Origin of the sequence: Streptomyces hyderabadensis (genome assembly GCF_020404845.1) — a bacterium.
GTDB lineage: Bacteria > Actinomycetota > Actinomycetes > Streptomycetales > Streptomycetaceae > Streptomyces > Streptomyces hyderabadensis.
In genome coordinates this window covers 47,728-69,973 of sequence record NZ_JAIOJZ010000036.1, presented here as the reverse complement: position 1 = coordinate 69,973, position 22,246 = coordinate 47,728, and the positions used below count along the sequence as shown (strand labels likewise).

Sequence of the window (22,246 nt, the reverse complement as noted above, 5' to 3'; positions counted from 1 at the left end):
TCACTGTCCTTCCCGGTCGGATACGACCGAAGCGTATCGATTCCCACCCGTCGGGCCGCCCTCGGCGACCTGACCGCTTGTGCCGCTTGCCCGGTCCGACCCGGCGTGTCCGCCGGTGGACCCGAAGCCCCCCTCGGCCCGCGCCGAGTCGGGAAGCTCCGCGACCTGACGGAAGCGGACCCTCTCGACCTGCTGGACGACCAGTTGGGCAATCCGGTCGAAGCGCTCGAACCGCACGCTCTCGCGCGGGTCGAGATTCACCACGATCACCTTGATCTCCCCACGGTACCCGGCATCAATCGTCCCCGGGGCATTCACGAGGGCGACACCGCAGCGGGCGGCCAGTCCGGAACGTGGGTGCACGAAGGCCGCGTACCCCTCGGGGAGCGCCACAGACACACCTGTGGGCACAACGGCGCGCTCGCCGGGCGCCAGCTCGCAGTCGACGGTGGTACGCAGGTCGGCGCCCGCGTCGCCGGGCTGCGCGTAGGCCGGAAGCGGAACGTCGGGGTCGACGCGGCGGATCAGCACCTCGAGGTCGGGACGGCTCACGGGTTCACCTCGAAGGCACGGGCGCGGCGGAGCTGGTCGGGGTCGTCCATGGCGGCGCGGATCTCCTCCTCGCGGCCGTTCTGGACGAAGTGCTCGACCTTGACCTCGATGAAGAGGGCGTCGGCGCGGACGGCGACGGGTCCGTCGGGCCCGCCGATCCGGCCGGTGGCGGTGGAGTAGATCTTCCGGCCGGCCACCGCGGTGACCTCGGCCTCCAGGTAGAGCGTGGTGTCCACGGGCACCGGCCGCCGGAAGTCGGTCTCCAGTCGTCCGGTCACCGCGATGGTGCGCAGCAGCCAGTTGAGCGAGCCCAGGGTCTCGTCCAGGGCGGTGGCCAGCACGCCGCCGTGCGCCAGGCCGGGGGCGCCCTGGTGGGCGGGGCGGACGGTGAACTCGGCGGTGATCGACACGCCTTCGCCCGCCCGTGCCTGGAGGTGCAGTCCGTGGGGCTGGTCGCCGCCGCAGCCGAAGCACTGGCCGTAGTGGGCGCCGAGCAGTTCGCCGGGGGCGGGTGCGTCGGGGTGCCGTACGGGTTTCACGGCGTCGGCGGGGGGCTGGAGACCTGGGGAAGTACCACTCACAGGCGCAGACCTTACCCGCGCGTCGGCCGATCACCGATACCGTGCCAAGCTTGGTTCATGCAGCTCTCCACGGCCCCGTACGAAGAACGCCTCACCGCGCCCCGCTCCTGGTGGCTGGTCTCCTTCCTGGTGGGGCTGGCGTTCGCGCTGATCCTGGTGCCCTTCGGCACGCTGCCGATGCTGGGCGGCCTGGCGGGCGGTACGGCGGTGGCGGCGGTGGCGGCCAGTTCGTACGGCGCGGTCCGCATCCGGATCGTGGGCGACTCGCTGATCGCGGGCGAGGCGAAGGTGCCGCTGTCGGCGCTGGGCGAGGCGGAGGTCCTGGACCCGGAGGAGGCCCGCGCCTGGCGCACGTACAAGGCCGACACCCGGGCGTTCCTGCTGCTGCGCGCCTACATCCCGCGGGCCGTGCGGGTGCTGGTCACGGACCCGGACGACCCGACTCCGTACCTGTATCTGTCGACGCGCGAGCCGGAGCGGCTGATCGAGGCGCTGACGGCGGCGAAAGCGGCGGCCGCGTAGCGCTCGCCCGGCGGACCGGTCGCGGGACCGGGCCGCGGCGGGGCGCGCGGCTCCCTTTCGGTGCGGGCGGCGGGCGGTCGCGGTCAGCGGTCGTCTTTGCCGAAGTTTTCCCCGCGGCTGGCGGAGCCGGGGCCGATCCCCTTGGTGATCTCGTTGGTGATCGCACCCATGTCCAGGGCGTCCTGCGGGCGTTCCAGGGCGGGGAGGTCGTCCAGGGCGCTCCAGGCGACCTGCTTCTTGCGCAGGTCGGTCCGGATCCTGGCGGCCAGCTTTCTGGTGTCTCGGCGGTTCATGACGGCGCCCACGGCCGCGCCCACCATGAACGGCATCAGGTTGGGCAGGTCGCGCACCATGCGCTTCATGATCTGCTGGCGCAGCTGACGCTTCATGTGGCTGTTCATCGCCGAGCCGAGGGTCGACGGTTTGGACACGTCGACGCCGCGTTCGTCCGACCACGAGTTGAGGTACGCGGTGCTGCGCTGGGTGAGCCCGCCGGGCGGGCGTACGCCGTAGACCTCGTGGAGTTCGGCGATCAGCTTGAGCTCGATCGCCGCGACGCCGGTGATCTCGGCGGCCAGTTCGGTGGGCATCGCGGGCGGTACGGGCAGCATCGCCGCCGCTCCGATGCCCGCTCCCACGGTCGCCGTGCCCTTGGCCGCGCCGGCCACGAGCCGGTCGGCGAGCTCTTCGGGGCCGAGCCCGGGGAACTGCCTGCGCAGCGTCGCCAGGTCCCGTACGGGTACGCGCGGGGCCAGGTCGATGATCCGGTCGGCGAGATGCCCCAGGGCGGCCCTGGCACGGGCGCCGCCGTTGCGGACCCCCTGTCCGGCCCTCTCCCGGAACGCCGCTGCCCGGCGCCGGGCAGCGGGTGCCGGCGGCCGCGTGGTCGCCGGGAGGTCACTCCGGTCGGCCACTGGTTCGAGCGGGGCCTTCCCCGTATCGGTCGGGCCCCGCTCGTCGTCACGCGCGCTGTACGGACCGTAGGACGGCCCTTGGTCCGCTCCTCGTCGGGAGAAACGGCGCTTCCAGGGAGGGGTCGAGCCGGTCACGGCCGACCCCGCCTCAGTCGCAGTCGCGGCAGATCGGCTGGCCGTTCTTCTCCCGGGCCAGCTGGCTGCGGTGGTGCACCAGGAAGCAGCTCATGCAGGTGAACTCGTCCTGCTGCTTCGGCAGTACACGGACCGCCAGCTCCTCGTTGGAGAGGTCGGCGCCGGGAAGCTCGAGGCCTTCCGCGGCCTCGAACTCGTCGACGTCGACGGCCGAGGCGGACTTGTCGTTCCGCCTCGCCTTCAGCTCTTCGAGGCTGTCCGAGTCGACGTCGTCGTCGGTCTTGCGTGGAGTGTCGTAATCGGTTGCCATGGTCGCTCTCCCCCTCTGGGTGTCTGCGGTGTCTTCAGCGCACGTAACGCGTGAGAGGCCGGACTTGTGCCCGACCTGAGGCGGAGATTTTGCCTCACATCAAGGTCTGTTACTCAATCGACACCCAACCGGACTCCTCACGAGTGATCGGCTTGGATGGCGATGGGGACCGTACACGGTCCGAATGCCGCACTTCAAAGGCGTCTCACCGTGTACTTCCCGTGATCAGGGCCCCTGAAAACCGGGATTTTCCCGGCTTTCCGACAGGGTGCATGATCACGGAGAGTAGAGAGCGGGAAAGCCTCCGCTGTGATCGATCACACACGCGACTCCGGGGCCGGTGGCCTGGAAATTCCGCTCAAAGCGAACATCCTTGGGTCTCGGTGAGATGTCGGGGTCATGATCTCAGACGGGCAGCGTCACCCGCATCACGAGCCCCCCGCCCTCGCGCGGCTGGGCGTAGATGTGCCCGCCGTGCGCCCGGGCCACGGACCGCGCGATGGAGAGACCGAGCCCGACGCCCTTGTCGCTGCCCGTCCGCTCGGTGCGCAGCCGCCGGAACGGCTCGAAGAGGTTGTCCACCTCGTACGCCGGTACGACCGGGCCCGTGTTGGTGACCACCAGGACCGCCTGGCCGTTCTCCACGGCCGTGGTGACCTCCACCCAGCCCTGCTCGGCCACGTTGTAGCGCACGGCGTTCTGGACCAGGTTCAGGGCGATCCGCTCCAGCAGGACGCCGTTGCCCTGGACCACGGCGGCCTCGCGGGTGCCGCGGATCTCCACGCCCTTGGTCTCGGCCTCGGCGTGCACCTGGTCGATGGCCTGGCCGGCCACCTCGGCGAGGTCCACCGGTTTGCGCTCGACGATCTGGTTGTCGCTGCGGGCCAGCAGCAGCAGTCCCTCGACCAGCTGCTCGCTGCGTTCGTTGGTCGCCAGCAGCGTCTTGCCGAGCTGCTGGAGCTCCACCGGCGCGTTCGGATCGGACAGGTGCACTTCCAGGAGCGTGCGGTTGATGGCCAGCGGCGTGCGCAGCTCGTGGGAGGCGTTGCCGACGAAGCGCTGCTGGGCGGTGAAGGCCCGCTGGAGCCGCTCCAGCATGTCGTCGAAGGTGTCGGCCAGCTCCTTCAGCTCGTCGTCCGGTCCGTCCAGCTCGATGCGGCGGGAGAGGTCGGAGCCGGCCACCGCGCGCGCGGTGCGGGTGATCCGGCCCAGCGGCGACAGGACGCGCCCGGCCATGGCGTAACCGAAGGCGAAGGCGATCACGGCGAGGCCGAGGAGCGCCAGCAGCGAGCGGCTGAGCAGGTTGTCCAGGGCGACCTTGCGCTGGTGGTCCATGCAGTCGCTGATCGCCGCGTTGAAGTCGGACAGCGACAGGTTGCCGTTGTCGACCACGGGGCAGTCGCTGCTGGAGACCTTGAGGTCGGCGAAGTCGACGATCTTGTACAGCGGTTCGTTGCCGGTGCGCACCGCCTGGGCGGCCAGCAGGTAGATGATCGACAGCAGCAGGATGCCGGCGATCAGGAACATGCCGCCGTACAGCAGCGTGAGCCTTATCCGGATGGTGGGGCGCAGCCACGGCAGGGGCGTTGCCGGGCGGGGGTCCCACGTGGGCTTGGGGGGCGCCCCGGGGGGCGCGGGTGTGGTCGCCACGGCCGCTCAGATCCGGTAGCCGGAGCCGGGGACGGTGACGATGACCGGCGGCTCGCCCAGCTTGCGGCGCAGGGTCATCACGGTCACACGCACGACGTTGGTGAACGGGTCGGTGTTCTCGTCCCAGGCCTTCTCCAGGAGCTGCTCCGCGGAGACCACGGCGCCCTCGCTGCGCATGAGGACCTCCAGGACGGCGAACTCCTTGGGGGCGAGCTGCACCTCCTTGCCGTCACGGAAGACCTCGCGGCGGTTGGGGTCGAGCTTGATCCCGGCGCGCTCCAGGACGGGGGGCAGCGGCACGCTGGTGCGCCGGCCCAGGGCGCGCACGCGGGCGATCAGCTCGCTGAACGCGAAGGGCTTGGGCAGGTAGTCGTCGGCGCCGATCTCCAGGCCCTCGACCCGGTCGCTGACGTCGCCGGATGCCGTGAGCATGAGCACGCGCGTGGGCATGCCCAGCTCGACGATCTTGCGGCAGACGTCGTCGCCGTGCACGAGGGGGAGGTCGCGGTCGAGGACGACCACGTCGTAGTCGTTGACGCCGATGCGCTCCAGGGCGGCCGCACCGTCGTACACGACGTCGACGGCCATGGCCTCCCGGCGCAGTCCGGTGGCCACCGCATCGGCGAGCAGCTGCTCGTCCTCGACGACGAGTACGCGCACGTCGCTTGTCCTTCCTGTGTCCACCCGCGTAGCGCTTCTGGGGCGCACGAGGGCAGGGGGCTGCTGGGTGTGTTGCCTCCATCCTGCCCTTTTCGGCCATAAGTCGGCTGTAAGTCGGGTGAGGGACCGGTGACGAAGACCGGCGGGGAAAAGCGGCCGGAGCGGGAATGCGAGATTTTCTCGCGCGGTTGAGGTTTCCGCGAAGGGGAGCTGGGGGAGGACGGCTTTACACCCCGCGATCACGCTCTGCCTGTACCGCGTCACCGCGCGGTACGCCGCGGTCCGCTTCCGCAGAGCGGGCGTGGGTGTCCGGCACCGTCGCCGCCCGGTGGGGCAGCGCTGGGCACTCCACCGGAGACGTGATCGCCCCTTCCGACCGGCACACCCCCGTGCCAACGACCCACGACCCAGGACGAGGGGGCGCAGCATGGACGCTTTCACCGCAGGACTTCTGCAGCGCATAAAGACGACCGAGTCCGACCTGTCCCGGGCCCGCGACGAGGGCGACGAGTTCCTTGTCGAGGTGGAGCTGGGCGAGCTCGACGATCTGCGCCGTCTCGCTGCCGAGCACGGTGTGGAGGTCAGCGCGACCAACGCCTGATCGGCCCGCGAAGGACGAGGCCCCGGTGGGATCCAGCACCGGGGCCTCGTCGTGCGCGGCGCCGGTACCGGTGCCGTGCCGCGGTGCGGCACGGGTGGGCGGCTCGGGCAGGCCGGTTGGCAGCACCGGGCAGAGTGTCTGCCCGATCGGCCCCGAGGGGGCACACGCACCGACCGGACGCGGCCGAACCCGACCTCACACACGGAGGACCGGCCCGGACCGACGCACCTGGCCGTACGGCCCCCGGGGCGACCGCACACAGAACCGACCGCCCAAACGAACCGACGCCTTGCCCACTCGGGCGGAGGAGGCCGCACCTGACCCCGCGGCCGCCGGTGCGCCCGGCGGCACGGGCCCCGTGCACGGAGTCACGCGCCCGGGCCCGACACCGAGCGACGGCACTCCCCGAGCCGACCGACACCGTCCCCCGCCCGACCGCCGAAGGCCCACGCCCCGAAACCGTCAGAAACCGCTGGGGAAGCCGGAAGACAACCGGGGAAGGGCAGGCGGCAGGTCACGCGGCTGAGCCGGGCCCGCGCCCGGGCGCCGCGCGCCCGAGACACCCCTAGGGGGGGCACCCCGGCCCGACAGCGAGCGGCGGCGCTCCCCGTGCCGACCGGTGCCGTCCCCCGCCCGACCGCCGGAGGCCTACGCTCCGAAGTCCGTCAGGAGTCGCTGGAGGGGCTCGAAGACGGCCGGGGTGGCGGCGATGGTCAGGGCGCCGGTGGGGGGCTCACCGGGGCGTCCACCGGTCACCGCGCCCGCCTCACGGGCGATCAGGTCGCCCGCGGCGAGGTCCCAGGGATGCAGCCCGCGCTCGTAGTAGCCGTCGAGACGCCCCGCGGCCACGTCGCACAGGTCGATCGCGGCCGAGCCGCCGCGCCGGATGTCCCGCACCAGCGGAATCAGCCGTCGCGCGATCTCGGCCTGCTCCGCGCGGACGTCGGCGACGTAGTTGAAGCCCGTGGAGACCAGCGCCTGGTCCAGGGGGGCGGCGGACCGGCAGGTGAGCCTGCGCTCGCCCTCCCAGGCGCCCGTCGCCCACGCTCCGCCGCCCAGCAGCGCGTGATACGTCTCGCCGCGCATCGGGGCGACGACCACGCCCGCCACCCGCTCGCCGTCCTGCTCGGCGCAGATGGAGACCGCCCAGGTGGGCAGGCCGTAGAGGTAGTTGACCGTGCCGTCCAGCGGGTCGACGACCCAGCGGATGCCGCTGGTGCCCTCCGTGGCGGCGCCCTCCTCGCCCAGGAAGCCGTCGTCGGGGCGGCGGTCGGCGATCAGCCCGGTGATCAGCTTCTCCGCCGCGATGTCCATCTCGGTGACCACGTCGATGGGGCTGGACTTGGTGGCGGCGACCGCCAGGTCGGCCGGGCGGCCGTCCCGCAGCAGCTCGCCCGCGCGGTGGGCGGCCTCCTGGGCGATCTTCAGCAGCTCGGCGTGGAGCGGATCGGGCGTCACGTCGGTCACGGGGGTCCTCACGCGTAGGGGCTGTCGGCGCCCGCGGCGGCGGGCCGGGGGGCACGGGCGGGGCAGCAGCCGACCGGGCACAGGTTGTGGCTCGCCCCGAGTCTGCCGAGGGCGCAGGGCGTGACCTCCTGGCCGCGCTCGTCGCCCGCCCGCTCCAGGACCAGGTCGCGCACGGCCGCGGCGAAGCGCGGGTCGGCGCCCACGGTGGCCGAGCGGCGCACCGGCAGCCCCAGCTCCTCGGCCTTGGCGGTGGCCTCCGTGTCGAGGTCGTACAGGACCTCCATGTGGTCGGAGACGAACCCGATGGGCGCCATCACGACCGCGGGGGCGCCGGCCGCCTGTCGCTCCTCCAGGTGGTCGCAGATGTCGGGCTCCAGCCACGGGATGTGCGGGGCGCCGGAGCGCGACTGGTAGACGAGCTGCCAGGGGTGGTCGACGCCGGTGCGTTCGCGGACGGCGTCGGCGATCAGCTGCGCCACGTCCAGGTGCTGGCGCACGTACGCCCCGCCGTCGCCGTGCTCCTCGACCGGTCCGGAGGTGTCGGCGGCGGAGGTGGGGATCGAGTGGGTGCAGAACGCGATGTGCGCGCCGTCCCTGACCTCGTCGGGCAGCTCGGCGAGGGACCGCACGACCCCCTCGACCATGGGCTCCACGAAGCCCGGGTGGTTGAAGTAGTGCCGGAGCTTGTCGATCTTCGGCAGCTCCAGCCCCTCGGACTCCAGGGCGGCGAGGGCGTCCGCGAGGTTCTCGCGGTACTGGCGGCAGCCCGAGTAGGAGGCGTAGGCGCTGGTGGCGAGGACCAGGATGCGGCGGCGGCCGTCGCGGACCATCTCGCGCAGGGTGTCCGTCAGGTACGGCGCCCAGTTGCGGTTGCCCCAGTAGACCGGGAGGTCCAGGCCGTGCTCGGCGAAGTCCTTGCGCAGGGCGTCCAGCAGGGCGCGGTTCTGGTCGTTGATGGGGCTGACGCCGCCGAAGAGGAAGTAGTGCTGTCCGACTTCCTTGAGGCGTTCCTTGGGGATGCCGCGTCCCCGTGTCACGTTCTCCAGGAACGGGACCACGTCGTCCGGGCCCTCCGGGCCGCCGAACGAGAGCAGGAGCAGGGCGTCGTAGGGGCTGGCATCGAGCACGTCTGGCATGCCCCGATCCTGCCACCCGGCACTGACAGCGGGGAAACGGTGGGGTACCGACCGTGCGTTTCACCAGCTCCGAGGGGGTGTTTCCGAACGTGAGGGCGAGTAAGCTGTATCGGCTGCGTTCGCACCTTACCCAGCCGTCACCCCACCGTCACTGAGCCGCTTCGGAGACCTCGTTGGCCAGCCCCTACCGCGCCCTGTTCGCCCTCCCCGGCACCAAGGGCTTCTCCGCCGCGGGCTTCCTCGGCCGGATGCCGCTGTCGATGATGGGCATCGGCGTGGTGACGATGATCTCGCAGCTCACCGGGCGGTACGGACTGGCCGGTGCGCTGTCGGCCACCATCGCGCTCGCCGCCGCCGTGGCCGGACCGCAGGTCTCCCGCCTGGTCGACCGGTACGGGCAGCGCCGGGTGCTGCGCCCGGCGACGCTGGTGTCGCTGACCGCGGCGGCGGTGCTTCTGCCCGCCGCGCACTACGGGTGGCCGGACTGGGTGCTGTTCGTGGCCTGCGTCGGCATCGGCTGCGTGCCGAGCCTCGGGGCGATGGTCCGGGCCCGCTGGGCGGCCCTGTACCGGGGGACGCCGCAGCTGCACACCGCGTACTCCTTCGAGTCCGTGGTGGACGAGATCTGCTTCATCTTCGGGCCGATCATCTCCATCGGCCTGTCCACGGCCTGGTTCCCGGAGGCCGGCCCGCTGCTCGCCGCCTGCTTCCTGGCGACGGGCGTCTTCTGGCTGACCTCGCAGCGCGCCACCGAGCCGGAGCCGCACCCGCGCGAGCACAAGGGCGGCGGCACGGCGCTGCGCTCCCGCGGGCTCCAGGTCCTGGTCGGCACCTTCGTGGCCACGGGGACGATCTTCGGGGCCATCGACGTCGTCACGGTGGCGTTCGCCGAGGAGGAGGGGCACAAGGCCGCCGCCAGCCTCGTCCTCGCCCTCTACGCGGCGGGCTCGTGCACGGCGGCCATGATCTTCGGGCTGCTGCGCTTCGCCGGGCCGCCGGAACGCCGCTGGCTCCTGGGCGTGTGTGCGATGGCCGTGAGTATGATCCCCCTCCTACTGGTCGGAAACTTGCCGTTTCTGGCCGCGGCGCTGTTCGTTGCGGGTCTGTCCATCGCTCCCACGATGATCACGACCATGTCCCTCATCGAAGAGCACGTACCACGCACGCAGCTCACCGAGGGGATGACCTGGGTGAGCACCGGACTCGCGGTCGGGGTCGCGCTCGGCTCCTCCGCGGGCGGCTGGGTGATCGACGCCTCCGGGGCGCGGGCCGGGTACGGGGTTCCGGCGGTGGCCGGGGCCGTCGCGGTCGCGGTCGGTTTCCTCGGGTACCGCCGGCTCAAGCGGCCGGAAGCGCGTCGGGGAGGGACCGTTGAGCAGCACACGCACGGCGAACGGCAGGGCGAGCGGACGGCCGAAGGGCCGGAACGGCACATGGCGTAACTGGGGCGGCAACATCACGGCGCGCCCCGCGCGGGAGGTCGCGCCCGCCTCCGTCGACGAACTGGCCGACGCCGTTCGCCGGGCGGCCGAGGACGGGCTGCGGGTCAAGGCGGTCGGCACCGGGCACTCGTTCACGTCGATAGCCGCGACGGACGGAGTGTTGATCCGCCCTCAACTGTTGACGGGCATCCGCGCCGTCGACCGCGACGCCATGACGGTCACGGTCGAGGCCGGCACCCCGCTCAAGAGGCTCAACATGGCGCTCGCGCGCGAGGGCCTGTCGCTGACCAACATGGGCGACATCATGGAGCAGACCGTCTCCGGGGCCACCAGTACCGGCACCCACGGCACGGGCCGCGACTCCGCCTCGATCGCCGCCCAGATCCGGGGGCTGGAGCTGGTCACGGCGGACGGCTCGGTGCTGAACTGCTCCGCGGACGAGAATCCCGAGGTGTTCGCCGCCGCCCGGATCGGTCTCGGCGCGCTGGGCGTCGTCACCGCGATCACCTTCGCCGTGGAGCCGATCTTCCTGCTGACGGCCCGCGAGGAGCCGATGCCGTTCGACCGGGTCCTGGCCGACTTCGACGCGCTGTGGTCCGAGAACGAGCACTTCGAGTTCTACTGGTTCCCGCACACCGGCAGCACCAACACCAAGCGCAACAACCGCAGCGCCGGTCCTCAGCGGCCGGTGGGCCGGTTCCAGGGCTGGCTGGACGACGAGTTCCTCTCCAACGGCCTCTTCCAGGCGGTCAACTGGGTCGGCCGCGCGGCGCCCGCCACCATCCCGTCGATCGCCCGGATCTCCAGCAGGGCGCTCTCCGCGCGGACGTACACGGACACTCCCTACAAGGTCTTCACATCTCCGCGCCGGGTGCGGTTCGTGGAGATGGAGTACGCCGTTCCGCGCGAGGCCGTCGTCGAGGCGCTGCGCGAGTTGCGGACGATGGTCGACCGGTCCCGGCTGCGGATCAGCTTCCCGGTCGAGGTGCGCACCGCCCCGGCCGACGACATCGCGCTGTCCACCGCGTCGGGCCGCGACAGCGCGTACATCGCCGTGCACATGTTCCGGGGCACGCCCTACCAGGCGTACTTCACCGCCGCCGAGCGCATCTTCACGGCCTACGAGGGCCGGCCGCACTGGGGCAAGGTGCACACCCGGGACGCCGAGTACTTCTCCCGGGTGTACCCGCGCTTCGGCGAGTTCACGGCGCTGCGGGACCGTCTTGACCCTGGGCGTCTGTTCCAGAACGACTACTTGCGCCGGGTTCTGGGGCCGTAGCCGAGGCGTCCGGGCCGGGGGTCGTCCCGGTGTCCCCGGCTCCCTCGTCACCGGTGGCGTCCGGGGTGGGCGCCGGGCTGGACGCCGTACCGTCCCCTGTCCCGGAACCGGCGCCGGACGACGGGCTCTCAGCGGCGCCGTCCGGGCTCCCGGAGGGGGTGGCGGCCGGGGCGTCGTTCCCCGTACCGGAGTCCGTCGCGTCGTCCGGGTCGCCGGAGCCACCCGGGTCCCGGCCGTTTCGCCCGTCCTCGGAGCCGCCGGAGTCGCCGGAGTCGCCGGACCCGCCCGAATCGGCGGCCGACTTGTTGTGGCCGGTGAAGGCGCTGCCGACGGTGGTGCTGTGGCCGCCGCTCAGGTTCTGGCCGGAGGCGACCTCGTACACGGTGATCCCGGCCATGGTGATGCCGAAGACGAGGGCGGCGGCGAGCAGCGGGCGGCGCCATCCCCTGGTCCGCGCCCGGTAGACGGTGCCCTCGGTGAACTCGCCCGGAGCGGAGACCGGGGCCGAGGGCTCCGTGACCGCGGCCGGAACCGACGCGGTCCGCCCGCCGATCCGCACGGCGGCGGCGGTGCGGCTGCCCCGGATCTGCTCCCCGGTGCGCTTGAAGAAGTGCTGCAGCACCGATCCCCCGCAGGTGGCGACGACACTGATCAGACCCGCGCCGGCGATGGTGCCGTAGACCCCGAAGGAGGAGGCGAGTTTGGCAGCCACCACCGCGGCCAGGGCGCTGCCCGCGACCTGGGGCACGCTCAGGTCGATCCGCCTGGATTCCCCCTCCGAACGCACGTCCGCCTGGTCTGCGTCATCGGACCTTTCACGCATCGTCGGACCTTGCCTGCCTTTCCCGCACGGGAGCGATCAACTGCACGAGAAAGGGACGTGCGACCGAAACCATTAGTTCCGTTTCTGGTGATTGCGTGAAGTACGCCACGTCCAAGATCGCGGAAATCGCGCCGGGGACGGCCGGGCGCCACCTCTTGCCAGAAGTTGGGCGGCGTGCCAATCCACGCACGTGGCCCGAATGGAGTACTGTTGCGAGCCCTGGAGCCGGTCTCCCGAGAGGGGGTCCGACACCGTGAAGGACCGCCACGAGGGGGACAGTTGCACAGGGTGACGGAGTTGGTCACTTAGCGTTGCGAACAGGTAACCGTGCCATAACGGCGATCCAGGGCCCGCGCCCGACACGCCGGGCAACTCGGCAAGGTTGTGGCAGGCTGCACCCGGGCAGGCCACACTCGACAGAGCGGAAGCAGCGACGCACGTGACGTCGGCAGGCACCACCCGGGAGGTCCCCATGCCCGAACTGCGTGTCGTGGCCGTCTCGAATGACGGCACACGGCTGGTGCTGAAGGCTGCGGACAGCACGGAGTACACGCTTCCGATCGACGAGCGGCTCCGGGCCGCCGTGCGCGGCGACCGTCCCCGCCTCGGCCAGATCGAGATCGAGGTGGAGAGCCATCTCCGCCCCCGCGACATCCAGGCACGTATACGGGCCGGCGCGACCGCGGAAGAGGTCGCCCAGATGGCCGGCATCCCCGTCGACCGCGTACGGCGCTTCGAGGGCCCGGTGCTGGCCGAGCGCGCCTTCATGGCGGAGCGGGCCCGCAAGACCCCCGTCCGCCGCCCCGGCGAGAACTCCGGACCGCCCCTCGGCGAGGCCGTCCAGGAGCGGCTGCTGCTGCGCGGCGCCGACAAGGACACCGTCCAGTGGGACTCCTGGCGCCGCGACGACGGCACCTGGGAAGTGCTGCTGGTCTACCTGGTCGCGGGTGAGCCGCACTCGGCGAGCTGGACGTACGACCCGCCCCGGCGGCTCGTCCAGGCCGTGGACGCGGAGGCACGCGCGCTGATCGGCGAGTCCGACGACCTCGCCGCGCCCGAGCCCAGCTTCCCGTTCGTGCCGCGCATCGCCCGGCTGCCCCGCGACCGGCCGCTGGACCGCACCCTCGACCGGGAGCAGCGGGAGCGGCCGAGCCTGCCCCCGCCGCCGGCCGAGCCCGCCGAGGACACCGCGGCCACCGCCTCGGCCGAGCGGGAACGCGACTCGCTCACCAGCCTGCTGGAGGCCGTGCCGAGCTTCCGCGGCGATCTGGTGGTGCCGGAGCGCGCTCCGGAGCCGGTGGAGGAGCCCGTCGAGGAACCCGAGGTGGAGGAGCCACCCGCGCCCGCCGCGTCGGCCGGTTCCGCCTACGCCGACGTGCTGATGCCGCGCTCGGTGGCCAGCCACCGCGACCGTCTCACCGGCTCCACCGACCGGCAGGCCGAGGCCGACGGCGTCCGGCCGGGCCGCCGCGCTGCGGTGCCGAGCTGGGACGAGATCGTGTTCGGGACCCGGCGCAAGAAGCAGGAGTAGCCGAGTCCTCGCCGGACGACGTGAAGGAGTTCGGGGCCGCACCCAAGTGGGTGCGGCCCCGAACTCCTTCCTGCCGCGGGCCGGGCCCCGTGCTCCAGCCCTCCTGCGGGCGCGGCCCCGGGCTCTTCCCCGCTGCGGGTCCGGTCCCGCGCCTCCGCCCTACTGCGGGTCGGGCCCCACCGCGACCGGCCGGGCCGGGTCCGACGACCACTCGGACCACGAGCCCACGTACAGCGCCGCCGGGATACCCGCCACCGCCAGCGCCAGCACCTCGTGGGCGCCCGACACGCCCGAGCCGCAGTAGACGCCGACCGCCCGGTCCTCCGTGGCGCCCAGGGTCTCGAAGCGGGCCCGGAGTTCCTCGGCGGACCGGAAGCGCCCGTCCGGGGCCACGTTGTCGGTCGTCGGCGCGGACACGGCACCCGGGATGTGGCCGCCGACCGGATCGATCGGCTCCACCTCGCCCCGGTACCGCTCCCCCGCACGGGCGTCGAACAGCACCCCGGACCGCGCCAGCGCGGCGGCCCCGTCCGCGTCCAGCAGCCCCGGGGCATCCGGCACCGGCGTGAAGTCGCCCGGCGGGGGCGTCGGAACGTCCGTCGACAGCGGCGCCGCCCAGGACGGCAACCCGCCGTCGAGGACCCGCACGTTCGGGTGACCCGTCCAGCGCAGCAGCCACCAGGCGCGGGCCGCCGCCCACCCCTGCCCGCCGTCGTAGACGACGACCGGCCGCCGCTGCGACACGCCCGCCCGGCGCATCGCCGCTCCGAACTCCCCGACGTCGGGCAGCGGGTGCCGGCCGTGCGCACCGGGCGCCGAGGCCAGCTCCTTGTCCAGGTCGACGTAGACCGCACCGGGAAGATGCCCGGCCGCGTACTCGGCCCGGCCGTCGAACGGCGGGGCCCCGGCCGCCTTCGCCGTGCTCAGTTGCCAGCGGACGTCGAGCAGCACGGGCGGGTCGCCGCCCGCCAGTTCGTCGACGAGTTCGGATGCGGAGATGATGGCGTTCATGGCCCCATCCTGGCGTACCGAGTGGCCGAGGCGTCGATGTCGGGCTACTCTGCCCGCCGGACAGTACCGATCACGAGGCGTACGGGTTCGGGCACATGCTGTACTGCCCGGGCAGGCGGGCTGCCCCACGAGCGCGCGCTCGGCCGAACCACGCACCGGAACCCGGTGCCGGAATCGGTGCCGAGGCCCGTCGGAGCGGAAGCGGACGCACGGCCCGCGGAGGGCCGAGAAGAGGGTGACGATGACCGACGCACGGGGATCGGACAGCCGGATCGGCGAGACGAACGCCCGGCGCGCGCCCGGCACACCCTGCTGGGTGAGTCTGATGGTGCACGGACCGGCCGCCACCCACGACTTCTACGGTGCCCTGTTCGGCTGGGAGTTCCGGCCCGGCCCCCAGCAACTGGGCCCGTACGCGCGGGCCCTGCTCGACGGGCGGGAGGTGGCCGGGATCGGGCAGCTGCCCCCGGACCGGCAACTGCCCACCGCCTGGACGCCGTACTTCGCCTCGGACGACGTCGACCGGACGGCCGAGACGGTGCGTCTGTGCGGTGGCACCGTCGGCGTGGGCCCCCTGGACGCGGGCGAGGCGGGGCGCATGGCCCTCGGCTCCGACCCCGCCGGGGCGGTCTTCGGCGTCTGGCAGGCGGCCGCGCACCTGGGCACGGCCGTCACCGGGGTACCCGGCACGCCGGCCTGGAACGAGCTGCTGACCTACGAGACGGCGGGCGTCGCCAAGTTCTACGAGAGGGTGTTCGGCTTCGAGCCGGACCCGGAGCCCTCCACCGACCACGATCGCGTCACGCTGCGCCTCGACGGCCGCCCCGTCGCCGGCATCCACGGCGTCGGTGACGCCCTGCCCCGTGACCGGGGTCCGCACTGGATGACGCACTTCGAGGTGGCCGACACGGACGCGTCCGTGGCGCGTCTCGTCGAGTTGGGCGGGCACGTCCTCGTGCCGGCCCGGGACACACCGCACGGCCGGGCGGCGACGGTGGCGGATCCCGAGGGCGCGCGGTTCACGCTGCTGCACGCTCAGCGGTGAGGCGGCGCTGAGCAGCCGTACAGGTGCCGTCGGCCGTCTCCTCGGCGACGCTCAGCCGCCCACCACTGCGAGCAGGGCGCGTACCGTCTCCGCCATCGCTTCCCGGCCCCGGGCGACGTAGGGGCGGGGGTCGGTGAGGTCGGGGCGCTCCGCCAGTGTCTCGCGGACCGCGCCCGTGAAGGCGATGTTGAGGGCGGTACCGACGTTGATCTTCACGATGCCGGCCCGGACGGCTCGCCGCAGTTCGTCGTCGCCGACGCCCGACGAACCGTGCAGGACCAGGGGAACGGGCACGGCCTCCCGCAGTCGGCCGATCAGCGCGTGGTCCAGGGACGCGGAGCGTTCGGTCATCGCGTGACTGCTGCCGACGGCGACGGCCAGCGCGTCCACGCCGGTGTCCGCCACATATCGCGCCGCCTCCTCCGGGTCGGTGCGCACCCCGGCCGCGTGGGCGCTCGCGGGCGCGTCGGGTTTGCCGCCCACGTAGCCGAGTTCGGCCTCCAGCCACAGGCCCGCGCCGTGGGCCCACTGCGCGGCGGCACGGGTGGCGGCCAGATTCTCGGCGTAGGGCTGCGCCCCGGCGTCGAACATCGCGGAGGAGAACCCGGCGTCGGCCGCCGTGCGCAGCAGCCGCATGTCCGTCACGTGGTCCAGGTGCAGTGCGACGTCGACGTCACTGGCCTTGCCGACCTCGGCCGCGGCCCGGGCGATCGGCTCGACGCGGCCGCCGTGGAACCGCACGGCGTTCTCGCTGATCTGCAGGATCACCGGGGCGCCCGCGGCCGCCGCGCCCGAGGTGATCGCCTCGGCGTGCTCCAGCGTGATCACGTTGAACGCCGCGACGGCCCGGCCGGCGGCGGCCGCCGCCTGGACGAGGTCCTGCGTGGGAACCAGGGGCATGGGGGTGTTTCCCCTCGCTTTCGTGTTGCGGTTGCTTCGACGGTCGTTCGGTTCGGGGCTTGGCCGGTACGAGCGGCCGGGACTACCGGCCGACCGGACTCACGTCGCTCTCCGCGGCCCCCGGTGCCACGGACGTCTCGCCGCTCTTCTCGTCGCTGTAGACCATCAGGGTCGAGCCCGCGAGGGCCAGCACGATGCCCAGGGTGCCCCACACGCTGGGCAGCGTCTGGTACACCGCCAGGGACAGCACGATGGTCAGGACCGGGGCGAGCGCGTTGGTGACGGGGGCGACCACCGTGGCCTTGCCCCGGCTGAACGCCATGACCAGGAACAGCGCGCCGACCGCGTTGAGGATCTGGGTCACCGCGGTGAGCGCCGGCGCCTGCCAGGGAGCCCCGTCCGGGAGGCCGCCCATGAGCGCGAACGCCACCGGCACCAGCAGCAGTCCGCTGATGGTCATCCACCCGAAGGTCGTCGCGTCGTTGACGCCGACGAGTGCGGCCTTGCGCATGCAGAACGCCTGCACGCCCCAGGCGACGCAGACCAGGACGGCCATCACCAGCCACGGGCCGTGCGAGTCCGAGTCGTCCGAGCCGCTGGGAATGCTGAGCAGCACGATCGCCACCAGCGCCGCGACCACACCGACGACCGCGAGCCGGGTGATCCGCTCGCGCAGCAGCACCGTCGCCATGAGCACGGTGATCACCGGGGAGAGCGACACCAGCGGGAAGATCAGGTACGCCGGACCGTCGGAGAGCGCCTGGAACAGCAGCAGTTGTCCGCCGGCTCCGGTCAGTCCGGCGATCAGTCCGTACATCGCGGCGACCGGCCTGCGGTCGAACGTGTTGCCGCGCATCGCGAAGTACGCGGGGATGATCATCGTGAAGGCCCAGATGACGTAGATCATCTCGTTGGGGTAGCCGTACCTGCTGTTCGGCTCGCTGGAGAAGGCGCCCCACACACCCCAGAACAGGACCAGCAGCGACGCGTACAGGATCCAGCTTCTCGTGCCGTTCTTCATTGTTCGTCCTCTCCTGAGGCAGGGGCCCCGGAGGTCCCGCGCAGCGCGTCGAGCGCCGGCCGGTCGAGCGGGGTTCCGGCGAGTTTCGCCGCGTACAGGGCGGCGCCCACGACGGGTTCGTACAGGGGGTGCCGCAACTCGTAGCCGGTGAAGCGGCTCTTCAGCCCGGAGGTGAACGCCTCCAGGACGGGGGCGGCGCCGAAGGTGCCGCCGGAGTAGGAGACGGGCACGGTCTCGTCCGGGCCGAACCCCAGGCGTTCGCGGGTGACGTCCACGAGCAGGGCGAGTTCGCGGCCGGCCGCCGCGAGGATCGACGCCGCGGTCGCGTCGCCCGCCGCGGCCGCCTCGGCCACCGCGCGGCTGAGCGAGGCGATCCGCCCCCGGTCGCCCTGCCACCGGTTGTGGACGACGTCGATCACGTCGAGGTCGGACCCGAGGGCGAGCCGGCCGCGGAACACCCCGGCCAGGGGGCCTTCGGCGAGCCGTCCGTCGCTCATCCGCGAGAAGGCGTTGAGGCCGCGGACCGCGATCCAGTACGCCGATCCCTCGTCGCCGAACGTCTCGCTCCAGCCGCCGACCCGCACGCCCCGGCCCAGCCGTTCGCCGTACGTCATCGAACCGGTGCCGCTGATGACGTTGACGCCGTCGACCGCGCCCAGGGAGCCCGCCCAGCCGCAGACCATGTCGTTGTCGCAGGCGTAGCGGTCGTGGCCGAGCACCGCTCGCGGGGTCGCGTCGAGGACGGGCAGGTCGTGGGCCGCCTCCCCGTAACCGGGCAGGCCGAAGAAGGCGTACTCGATGTCGGCCGGGGCCGCTCCGGCCGCCGCGCAGACGGCGTCGACGCCTTCCCTCAGCACCCGCTCGACCAGCTCGATGCCGTGCGAGAAGTAGTACGAACTCGCCGCCTGTGCTCGCGACACCACGTGCCCGGACCGGTCGACCAGGCAGAAGGCGGTTTTCGTACCGCCGCCGTCGACACCCAGGAACATCGTTGTACCTCCGTCCGGCGCCCTCGGTGCGCGCCGTCGCCGCCTTCGATCAGTTGTTCAGGGAGTGCAGGATCACGCCCTGCACCACGCGGTTGACCTCACCCGAGGGGAACGGGTTGTCGGGCCGCAGGCCCCGCGCCCGGGAGGCGCGCAGGGCGATGAGCTGGGCGTACACCACCGCGGGCAGGGCCAGGGCGGCGTCGTCGACGTCGTCGAGGCCCGGCAGGGGCCAGGCGTCGGCCGCGTCCTCCGCCGCGGCACCGGTCTGTGCCGAGACCGCGAAGACACTGCCGTCGGGCAGGTTTCCGCGCAGCTCCGCGACGATGTCGTGGTCGTACCGGCGGGTGTAGGGGTCGTTCGACACGTACACCACCGCGACCGAACGCTCGTTGAGCACCGCCTTGGGACCGTGCCGGAATCCCAGCGAGGATTCCGCGACCGCCATGAGCGTCCCGCCGGTGAGTTCCAGCACCTTCAGCGCCGACTCCTCGGCGAGGCCCTTCAGCGGGCCGCTGCCCAGGAAGACGATGCGCTCGGGCGCGCGGTCCACCAGGGCGCCGGCGGTGCGGTCGGCGGCGCCCTCCTCGATGACCGACTCCGCCGCCCGGGCCAGGCGTTCGGCGATCCCGTCGTAGGCGTCTGCGCCCAGCGCGAGCAGCGCCGCGAGCGTCATGCAGGTGAAGCTCGACGTCATGGCGAAGCCGCGGTCGTTGGACGCGGCGGGCATCAGCAGCACCTGGGACCGGGGCCGCTCGGCGTGTTCGCGCGCCAGGCGGCCCTGCTCGTTGCAGGTGATCACGAGGTGGTGCGCCTCGGAGAGGACCTGGTCGGCCAGGGCGGTGGCGGCCACGGACTCGGGGCTGTCGCCCGACCGCGCGAAGGAGACCAGCAGCGTGGGCAGGTCCTCGGCGAGGCAACCGCGGGGATCGGCGACGAGGTCCGTGGTGGCGACCGCGTCGACGCGCCGTCCCAGGCGCCGGGACAGGGCCGGCGCGAGCACCTGGCCGGCGAACGCGGAGGTGCCGGCGCCGGTGAGGACCACGCGCAGGTCGCCGCGGGCCAGGAGGGGACTGAGGAACGCGTCCAGCGAGTCCCGGCAGGCGGCGACGATCTGCTCGACCTCCCGCCACAGGGCGGGCTGCTGGGCGATCTCGCGGACGGTGTGGACAGCGCTGTCGTCGAGGGGCAGCGTGCCGGAGGGCGTGGTCACACGTACTCCTTCTGGCTCGGCTTCTGGTTCTGGTTCTGCTCCGGGGTGCCGCCGGGGTCGGCGGCGCGGGCGTAGTCGCGCAGCACGTCGCGGACGTGGTCCACGGCCAGGTCGCGCGGGCGGGCGGCCAGCTCACCGCGGCGGACGCGGGCGTACTGGAGCGGCAGATGGGCGCTGAGCAGCGGCAGCGGGACGGCCGCGGCCGAGAGGTTGGCCAACAGCCTGGCCTGGGCCGCTTCGATCTCGGGGTCGGGCCAGTAGTAGCGCATCCGGTCGCTGTAGCTGTAGCGGCGTGCGAGGCGCTGCTCGTCCGCACCGCCGGGGTAGTAGCCCTCCCACTTGGCGGGTTCGGCGAGCATCCGCCGCTCGACGACCTCGGGAAGCCGCGACCGCTCACCGGGCGGCACCAGCTCGTCCTCGATCGCGGCGAGGGCGAACAGTGCCTCGCGCAGGGCGAAGGTCAGCCCGGGCCCCACCTTGAGGACCGCCCAGTGGTCCTCGACCAGGGCGGTGAGCGCCTCGGCGGTCTGGTAGTCGGTCGAGTGGGCCTCGTAGACCATGGTGGGCTCGTCGTCGAGGACCTTGCGCAGCTCCTGGGCCGGCTCCCGCCGGTAGTCGACGACGCGCAGGTGGTCGAACTCCACGGCCGGCTGCACCACCAGGGCCATGACGCGTGGCCAGACACCGTCGATGCCGTGCCGGGCGAACGCCTTGCGATGCTGCTCCAGCGTCGTGCGCGCGGCCGAGGGCGTGGTGGGCACGAGGGCGCCGAGCGTCTCGTGCGCGCCGCCGGGCGTGGGCACCTCGGTACCGATCACATACCGGATCCGGTCCGCCCGCTCGGGGCCCACCGTGTCCTCGGCCACCCGGATCAGCCGTGCGGCGCGTTCGGCGACCACGTCGTCGGTCAGCGGTACGGGGTCGCCTGCGCAGGCGAAGCTGCAGTCCAGGTGGATCTTGGTGAAGCCCGCCCCCGCGTAGGCCGCGACCAGGGCTTCGGCCTGCTCCATCGCCTCCTCGGGCGGCAGGGACTGCCACCGGTTCGGTCCGAGATGGTCGCCGCCGAGGATCACCCGGTCCAGCGGCAGACCACAGGCCGTCGCGATGCCGTGCACCAGGTCGCGGAAGTCGCCGGGCCGCATGCCCGTGTATCCGCCGTACTGGTCGACCTGGTTCGAGGTCGCCTCCACCAGCAGGGGGCCACCGGTCTCCCGTGCCTGCAGTACGGCCGCTTCGATGACCAGCGGATGGGCGGAGCACACGGAGGTGATGCCCTGTGGCCGTCCGGCCTTCTGGCTCCGGACGACCTCGTCCAACGGGCTCTGCATCGCCAACCCCTCACTGAAGTGCGGTTTGAGCCCGTTTGCCGCGATGGCCCGAAGCTCATGCGGAACGTTACTGGTCTTATTTTCGGCCGTCAATAGGTCTTTCTTGGTCTGCTTCTGGTATCTCTCACTGTCGTCTCATGGTGACCAGTGCGCGCAATGGCGACGAGCCGGGCGTCGGCCACTCCGACGCCCGGCTCGGGCAGGGTTTGCACGCGACCGTTCGGGTCAGGTCTGGTTGGTGATGGAGGCCCGGAACCGGTACCGGTCCCCCCGGTAGACCTGCACGGTCAGTTCGATCGGGCGGGCGTCCTGGTTCGAGGTCAGCTGGGTGGCGACGAGCATCGGCATGGTGGCGCCGATCTCGAACAGCTCGATCTCCCGCGCCGTCGGGTGGCGGGCCTCGACCGAGTAGTCGGCGACCCGGGGCAGTTGCGGCGGGTCGGCGGCGCGCAGGGTGGCGTAGAGCGAGGCGGTGTTGAAGTCGGCTTCGGCCAGGGCCGGGCAGGCCGACAGCGGGAGCCGGTTGTGCTCCAGCACGACCAGCAGGCCGTCCAGGAAGCGCAGCCGGTGGAGGTCGAAGAGATCGGCGCCCGGGGCCATGCGCAGCTGCTCCGCCTCCGCCACCGTGGCCGGACGGACGGTGGCCGAGAGCACCTTGCTGGCCGTCGTCAGGCCGTTGGCCTCGGCGTAGTCGGCGAACCCCTGGACCTGGGGAACGGCCGAGGCGGGCGCCGGCTCCGCGTCCGGGAACAGGCCGGGCTCGGCGACGAACCATCCGCGCGACGACGACGGCCGCACGATGCCCCGCGCCTCCAGCTGGGCGAGGGCGGCCCGCAGGGTCACGCGCGAAACGGCGTAGCGGGTGACCAGGGCACGCTCGGAGGGCAGCCGGTCGCCGGGGCGGGCGGCGGCGGCGCGCAGATCGTCGAGGAGCCGCGCGGCCGTGCGCTCGTACAGGGGGAGGGCGTCGTCGGCGAAGAGGCCCCTGGGCATCGGCGTACTCGCTTCGGTCATACCAGAAGCATACCGGTTCGGCCGCCCGTACAGATACCGGTTCGACCGCCCATGCGGATACCGGTCCGATCGCCCCGCGCAGGCATCCGATCCCACTGCTCCCCGCCTGGTCCTCCTGGTACGGG

Annotated in this window: 22 protein-coding genes; 6 read left to right on the top strand and 16 right to left on the bottom strand. The window is 72.6% G+C overall.

What is annotated here, in order from left to right:
* Both dut and K7854_RS25220 read right to left on the bottom strand, forming a co-directional pair.
* A complete protein-coding gene (gene dut, locus K7854_RS25225) occupies positions 1 to 552 on the bottom strand; it encodes a dUTP diphosphatase (protein WP_226028833.1) in 552 nt (183 codons plus the stop codon).
* Entirely contained in the window at positions 549 to 1,133 is a 585-nt protein-coding gene (locus tag K7854_RS25220) for a PaaI family thioesterase (RefSeq protein WP_093457139.1), read from the bottom strand. Before K7854_RS25220 ends, dut begins: the two co-directional genes overlap by 4 nt.
* 57 nt (positions 1,134 to 1,190) lie before the next feature.
* On the opposite strand from K7854_RS25220, the gene K7854_RS25215 reads away from it, so the two are divergent.
* Positions 1,191 to 1,655: a DUF3093 domain-containing protein gene (locus K7854_RS25215; protein WP_226028832.1), complete on the top strand. Its 465-nt coding sequence runs from the start codon at positions 1,191 to 1,193 to the stop codon at positions 1,653 to 1,655.
* A gap of 83 nt (positions 1,656 to 1,738) precedes the next feature.
* On the opposite strand, the gene K7854_RS25210 is transcribed toward K7854_RS25215, so the two are convergent.
* The 4 genes from K7854_RS25210 to K7854_RS25195 all read right to left on the bottom strand — a co-directional run bounded on the left by K7854_RS25210 (position 1,739) and on the right by K7854_RS25195 (position 5,324).
* Positions 1,739 to 2,704 (bottom strand): hypothetical protein, encoded by a 966-nt coding sequence (locus K7854_RS25210; protein ID WP_226028831.1) that lies wholly within the window; start codon positions 2,702 to 2,704, stop codon positions 1,739 to 1,741.
* A 13-nt stretch (positions 2,705 to 2,717) separates the two neighbouring features.
* Positions 2,718 to 3,014: a DUF4193 domain-containing protein gene (locus K7854_RS25205; protein ID WP_003993510.1), complete on the bottom strand. Its 297-nt coding sequence runs from the start codon at positions 3,012 to 3,014 to the stop codon at positions 2,718 to 2,720.
* A gap of 405 nt (positions 3,015 to 3,419) precedes the next feature.
* A complete protein-coding gene (locus K7854_RS25200; RefSeq protein ID WP_226028830.1) occupies positions 3,420 to 4,664 on the bottom strand; it encodes a sensor histidine kinase in 1,245 nt (414 codons plus the stop codon).
* 6 nt (positions 4,665 to 4,670) lie between these two features.
* A complete protein-coding gene (locus K7854_RS25195) occupies positions 4,671 to 5,324 on the bottom strand; it encodes a response regulator transcription factor (protein WP_003993508.1) in 654 nt (217 codons plus the stop codon).
* Between the two features lie 427 nt (positions 5,325 to 5,751).
* Between K7854_RS25195 and K7854_RS25190 the strand changes: the two genes are divergently transcribed.
* Positions 5,752 to 5,925, top strand: coding sequence for a hypothetical protein (locus K7854_RS25190; protein WP_007387792.1), 174 nt, complete (start codon positions 5,752 to 5,754; stop codon positions 5,923 to 5,925).
* 648 nt (positions 5,926 to 6,573) lie between these two features.
* On the opposite strand, the gene K7854_RS25185 is transcribed toward K7854_RS25190, so the two are convergent.
* Both K7854_RS25185 and K7854_RS25180 read right to left on the bottom strand, forming a co-directional pair.
* Positions 6,574 to 7,392 carry an inositol monophosphatase family protein gene (locus K7854_RS25185; RefSeq protein ID WP_226028829.1) on the bottom strand — a complete coding sequence of 273 codons (819 nt, stop codon included), beginning with the start codon at positions 7,390 to 7,392 and terminating at the stop codon, positions 6,574 to 6,576.
* An 8-nt stretch (positions 7,393 to 7,400) separates the two neighbouring features.
* On the bottom strand, positions 7,401 to 8,528 hold the full coding sequence (locus K7854_RS25180) for a ferrochelatase (protein ID WP_226028828.1): 1,128 nt from the start codon (positions 8,526 to 8,528) through the stop codon (positions 7,401 to 7,403).
* Positions 8,529 to 8,701: 173 nt separating this feature from the next.
* Here K7854_RS25180 and K7854_RS25175 point away from each other — a divergent pair, with 173 nt between their 5' ends.
* Both K7854_RS25175 and K7854_RS25170 read left to right on the top strand, forming a co-directional pair.
* Positions 8,702 to 9,970: an MFS transporter gene (locus tag K7854_RS25175; protein ID WP_226028827.1), complete on the top strand. Its 1,269-nt coding sequence runs from the start codon at positions 8,702 to 8,704 to the stop codon at positions 9,968 to 9,970.
* Positions 9,900 to 11,249: a D-arabinono-1,4-lactone oxidase gene (locus K7854_RS25170; protein ID WP_226028826.1), complete on the top strand. Its 1,350-nt coding sequence runs from the start codon at positions 9,900 to 9,902 to the stop codon at positions 11,247 to 11,249. Before K7854_RS25175 ends, K7854_RS25170 begins: the two co-directional genes overlap by 71 nt.
* Here the strand turns inward: K7854_RS25170 and K7854_RS25165 are convergent.
* Positions 11,173 to 12,072, bottom strand: a complete 900-nt coding sequence (locus K7854_RS25165; protein WP_226028825.1) for a RodZ family helix-turn-helix domain-containing protein — start codon at positions 12,070 to 12,072, stop codon at positions 11,173 to 11,175. The genes K7854_RS25170 and K7854_RS25165 overlap by 77 nt on opposite strands.
* A gap of 472 nt (positions 12,073 to 12,544) precedes the next feature.
* Between K7854_RS25165 and sepH the strand changes: the two genes are divergently transcribed.
* A complete protein-coding gene (sepH, locus tag K7854_RS25160) occupies positions 12,545 to 13,603 on the top strand; it encodes a septation protein SepH (RefSeq protein ID WP_226028824.1) in 1,059 nt (352 codons plus the stop codon).
* Positions 13,604 to 13,762: 159 nt separating this feature from the next.
* On the opposite strand, the gene K7854_RS25155 is transcribed toward sepH, so the two are convergent.
* The gene (locus K7854_RS25155; RefSeq protein ID WP_226028823.1) at positions 13,763 to 14,614 is read right to left on the bottom strand and encodes a sulfurtransferase; all 852 of its coding nucleotides are present in this window, start codon (positions 14,612 to 14,614) and stop codon (positions 13,763 to 13,765) included.
* Between the two features lie 241 nt (positions 14,615 to 14,855).
* On the opposite strand from K7854_RS25155, the gene K7854_RS25150 reads away from it, so the two are divergent.
* On the top strand, positions 14,856 to 15,659 hold the full coding sequence (locus K7854_RS25150) for a VOC family protein (RefSeq protein WP_226028822.1): 804 nt from the start codon (positions 14,856 to 14,858) through the stop codon (positions 15,657 to 15,659).
* Between the two features lie 51 nt (positions 15,660 to 15,710).
* On the opposite strand, the gene K7854_RS25145 is transcribed toward K7854_RS25150, so the two are convergent.
* The 6 genes from K7854_RS25145 to K7854_RS25120 form a co-directional block, all read right to left on the bottom strand.
* Complete coding sequence (locus K7854_RS25145) at positions 15,711 to 16,559, bottom strand: class II fructose-bisphosphate aldolase (RefSeq protein WP_226028821.1); 849 nt, start codon at positions 16,557 to 16,559, stop codon at positions 15,711 to 15,713.
* A gap of 82 nt (positions 16,560 to 16,641) precedes the next feature.
* Entirely contained in the window at positions 16,642 to 17,580 is a 939-nt protein-coding gene (locus K7854_RS25140; RefSeq protein WP_226028820.1) for a DMT family transporter, read from the bottom strand.
* Positions 17,577 to 18,569 (bottom strand): N-acetylglucosamine kinase, encoded by a 993-nt coding sequence (locus K7854_RS25135; RefSeq protein WP_226028819.1) that lies wholly within the window; start codon positions 18,567 to 18,569, stop codon positions 17,577 to 17,579. The genes K7854_RS25140 and K7854_RS25135 overlap by 4 nt, the downstream gene beginning before the upstream one ends.
* A gap of 49 nt (positions 18,570 to 18,618) precedes the next feature.
* Entirely contained in the window at positions 18,619 to 19,779 is a 1,161-nt protein-coding gene (locus K7854_RS25130; RefSeq protein ID WP_226028818.1) for an SIS domain-containing protein, read from the bottom strand.
* Positions 19,776 to 21,107 (bottom strand): D-tagatose-bisphosphate aldolase, class II, non-catalytic subunit, encoded by a 1,332-nt coding sequence (locus K7854_RS25125; RefSeq protein WP_226028817.1) that lies wholly within the window; start codon positions 21,105 to 21,107, stop codon positions 19,776 to 19,778. The genes K7854_RS25130 and K7854_RS25125 overlap by 4 nt, the downstream gene beginning before the upstream one ends.
* Positions 21,108 to 21,332: 225 nt before the next feature.
* Positions 21,333 to 22,121 carry a GntR family transcriptional regulator gene (locus K7854_RS25120; RefSeq protein WP_226028816.1) on the bottom strand — a complete coding sequence of 263 codons (789 nt, stop codon included), beginning with the start codon at positions 22,119 to 22,121 and terminating at the stop codon, positions 21,333 to 21,335.
* Positions 22,122 to 22,246 lie beyond the last annotated feature (125 nt).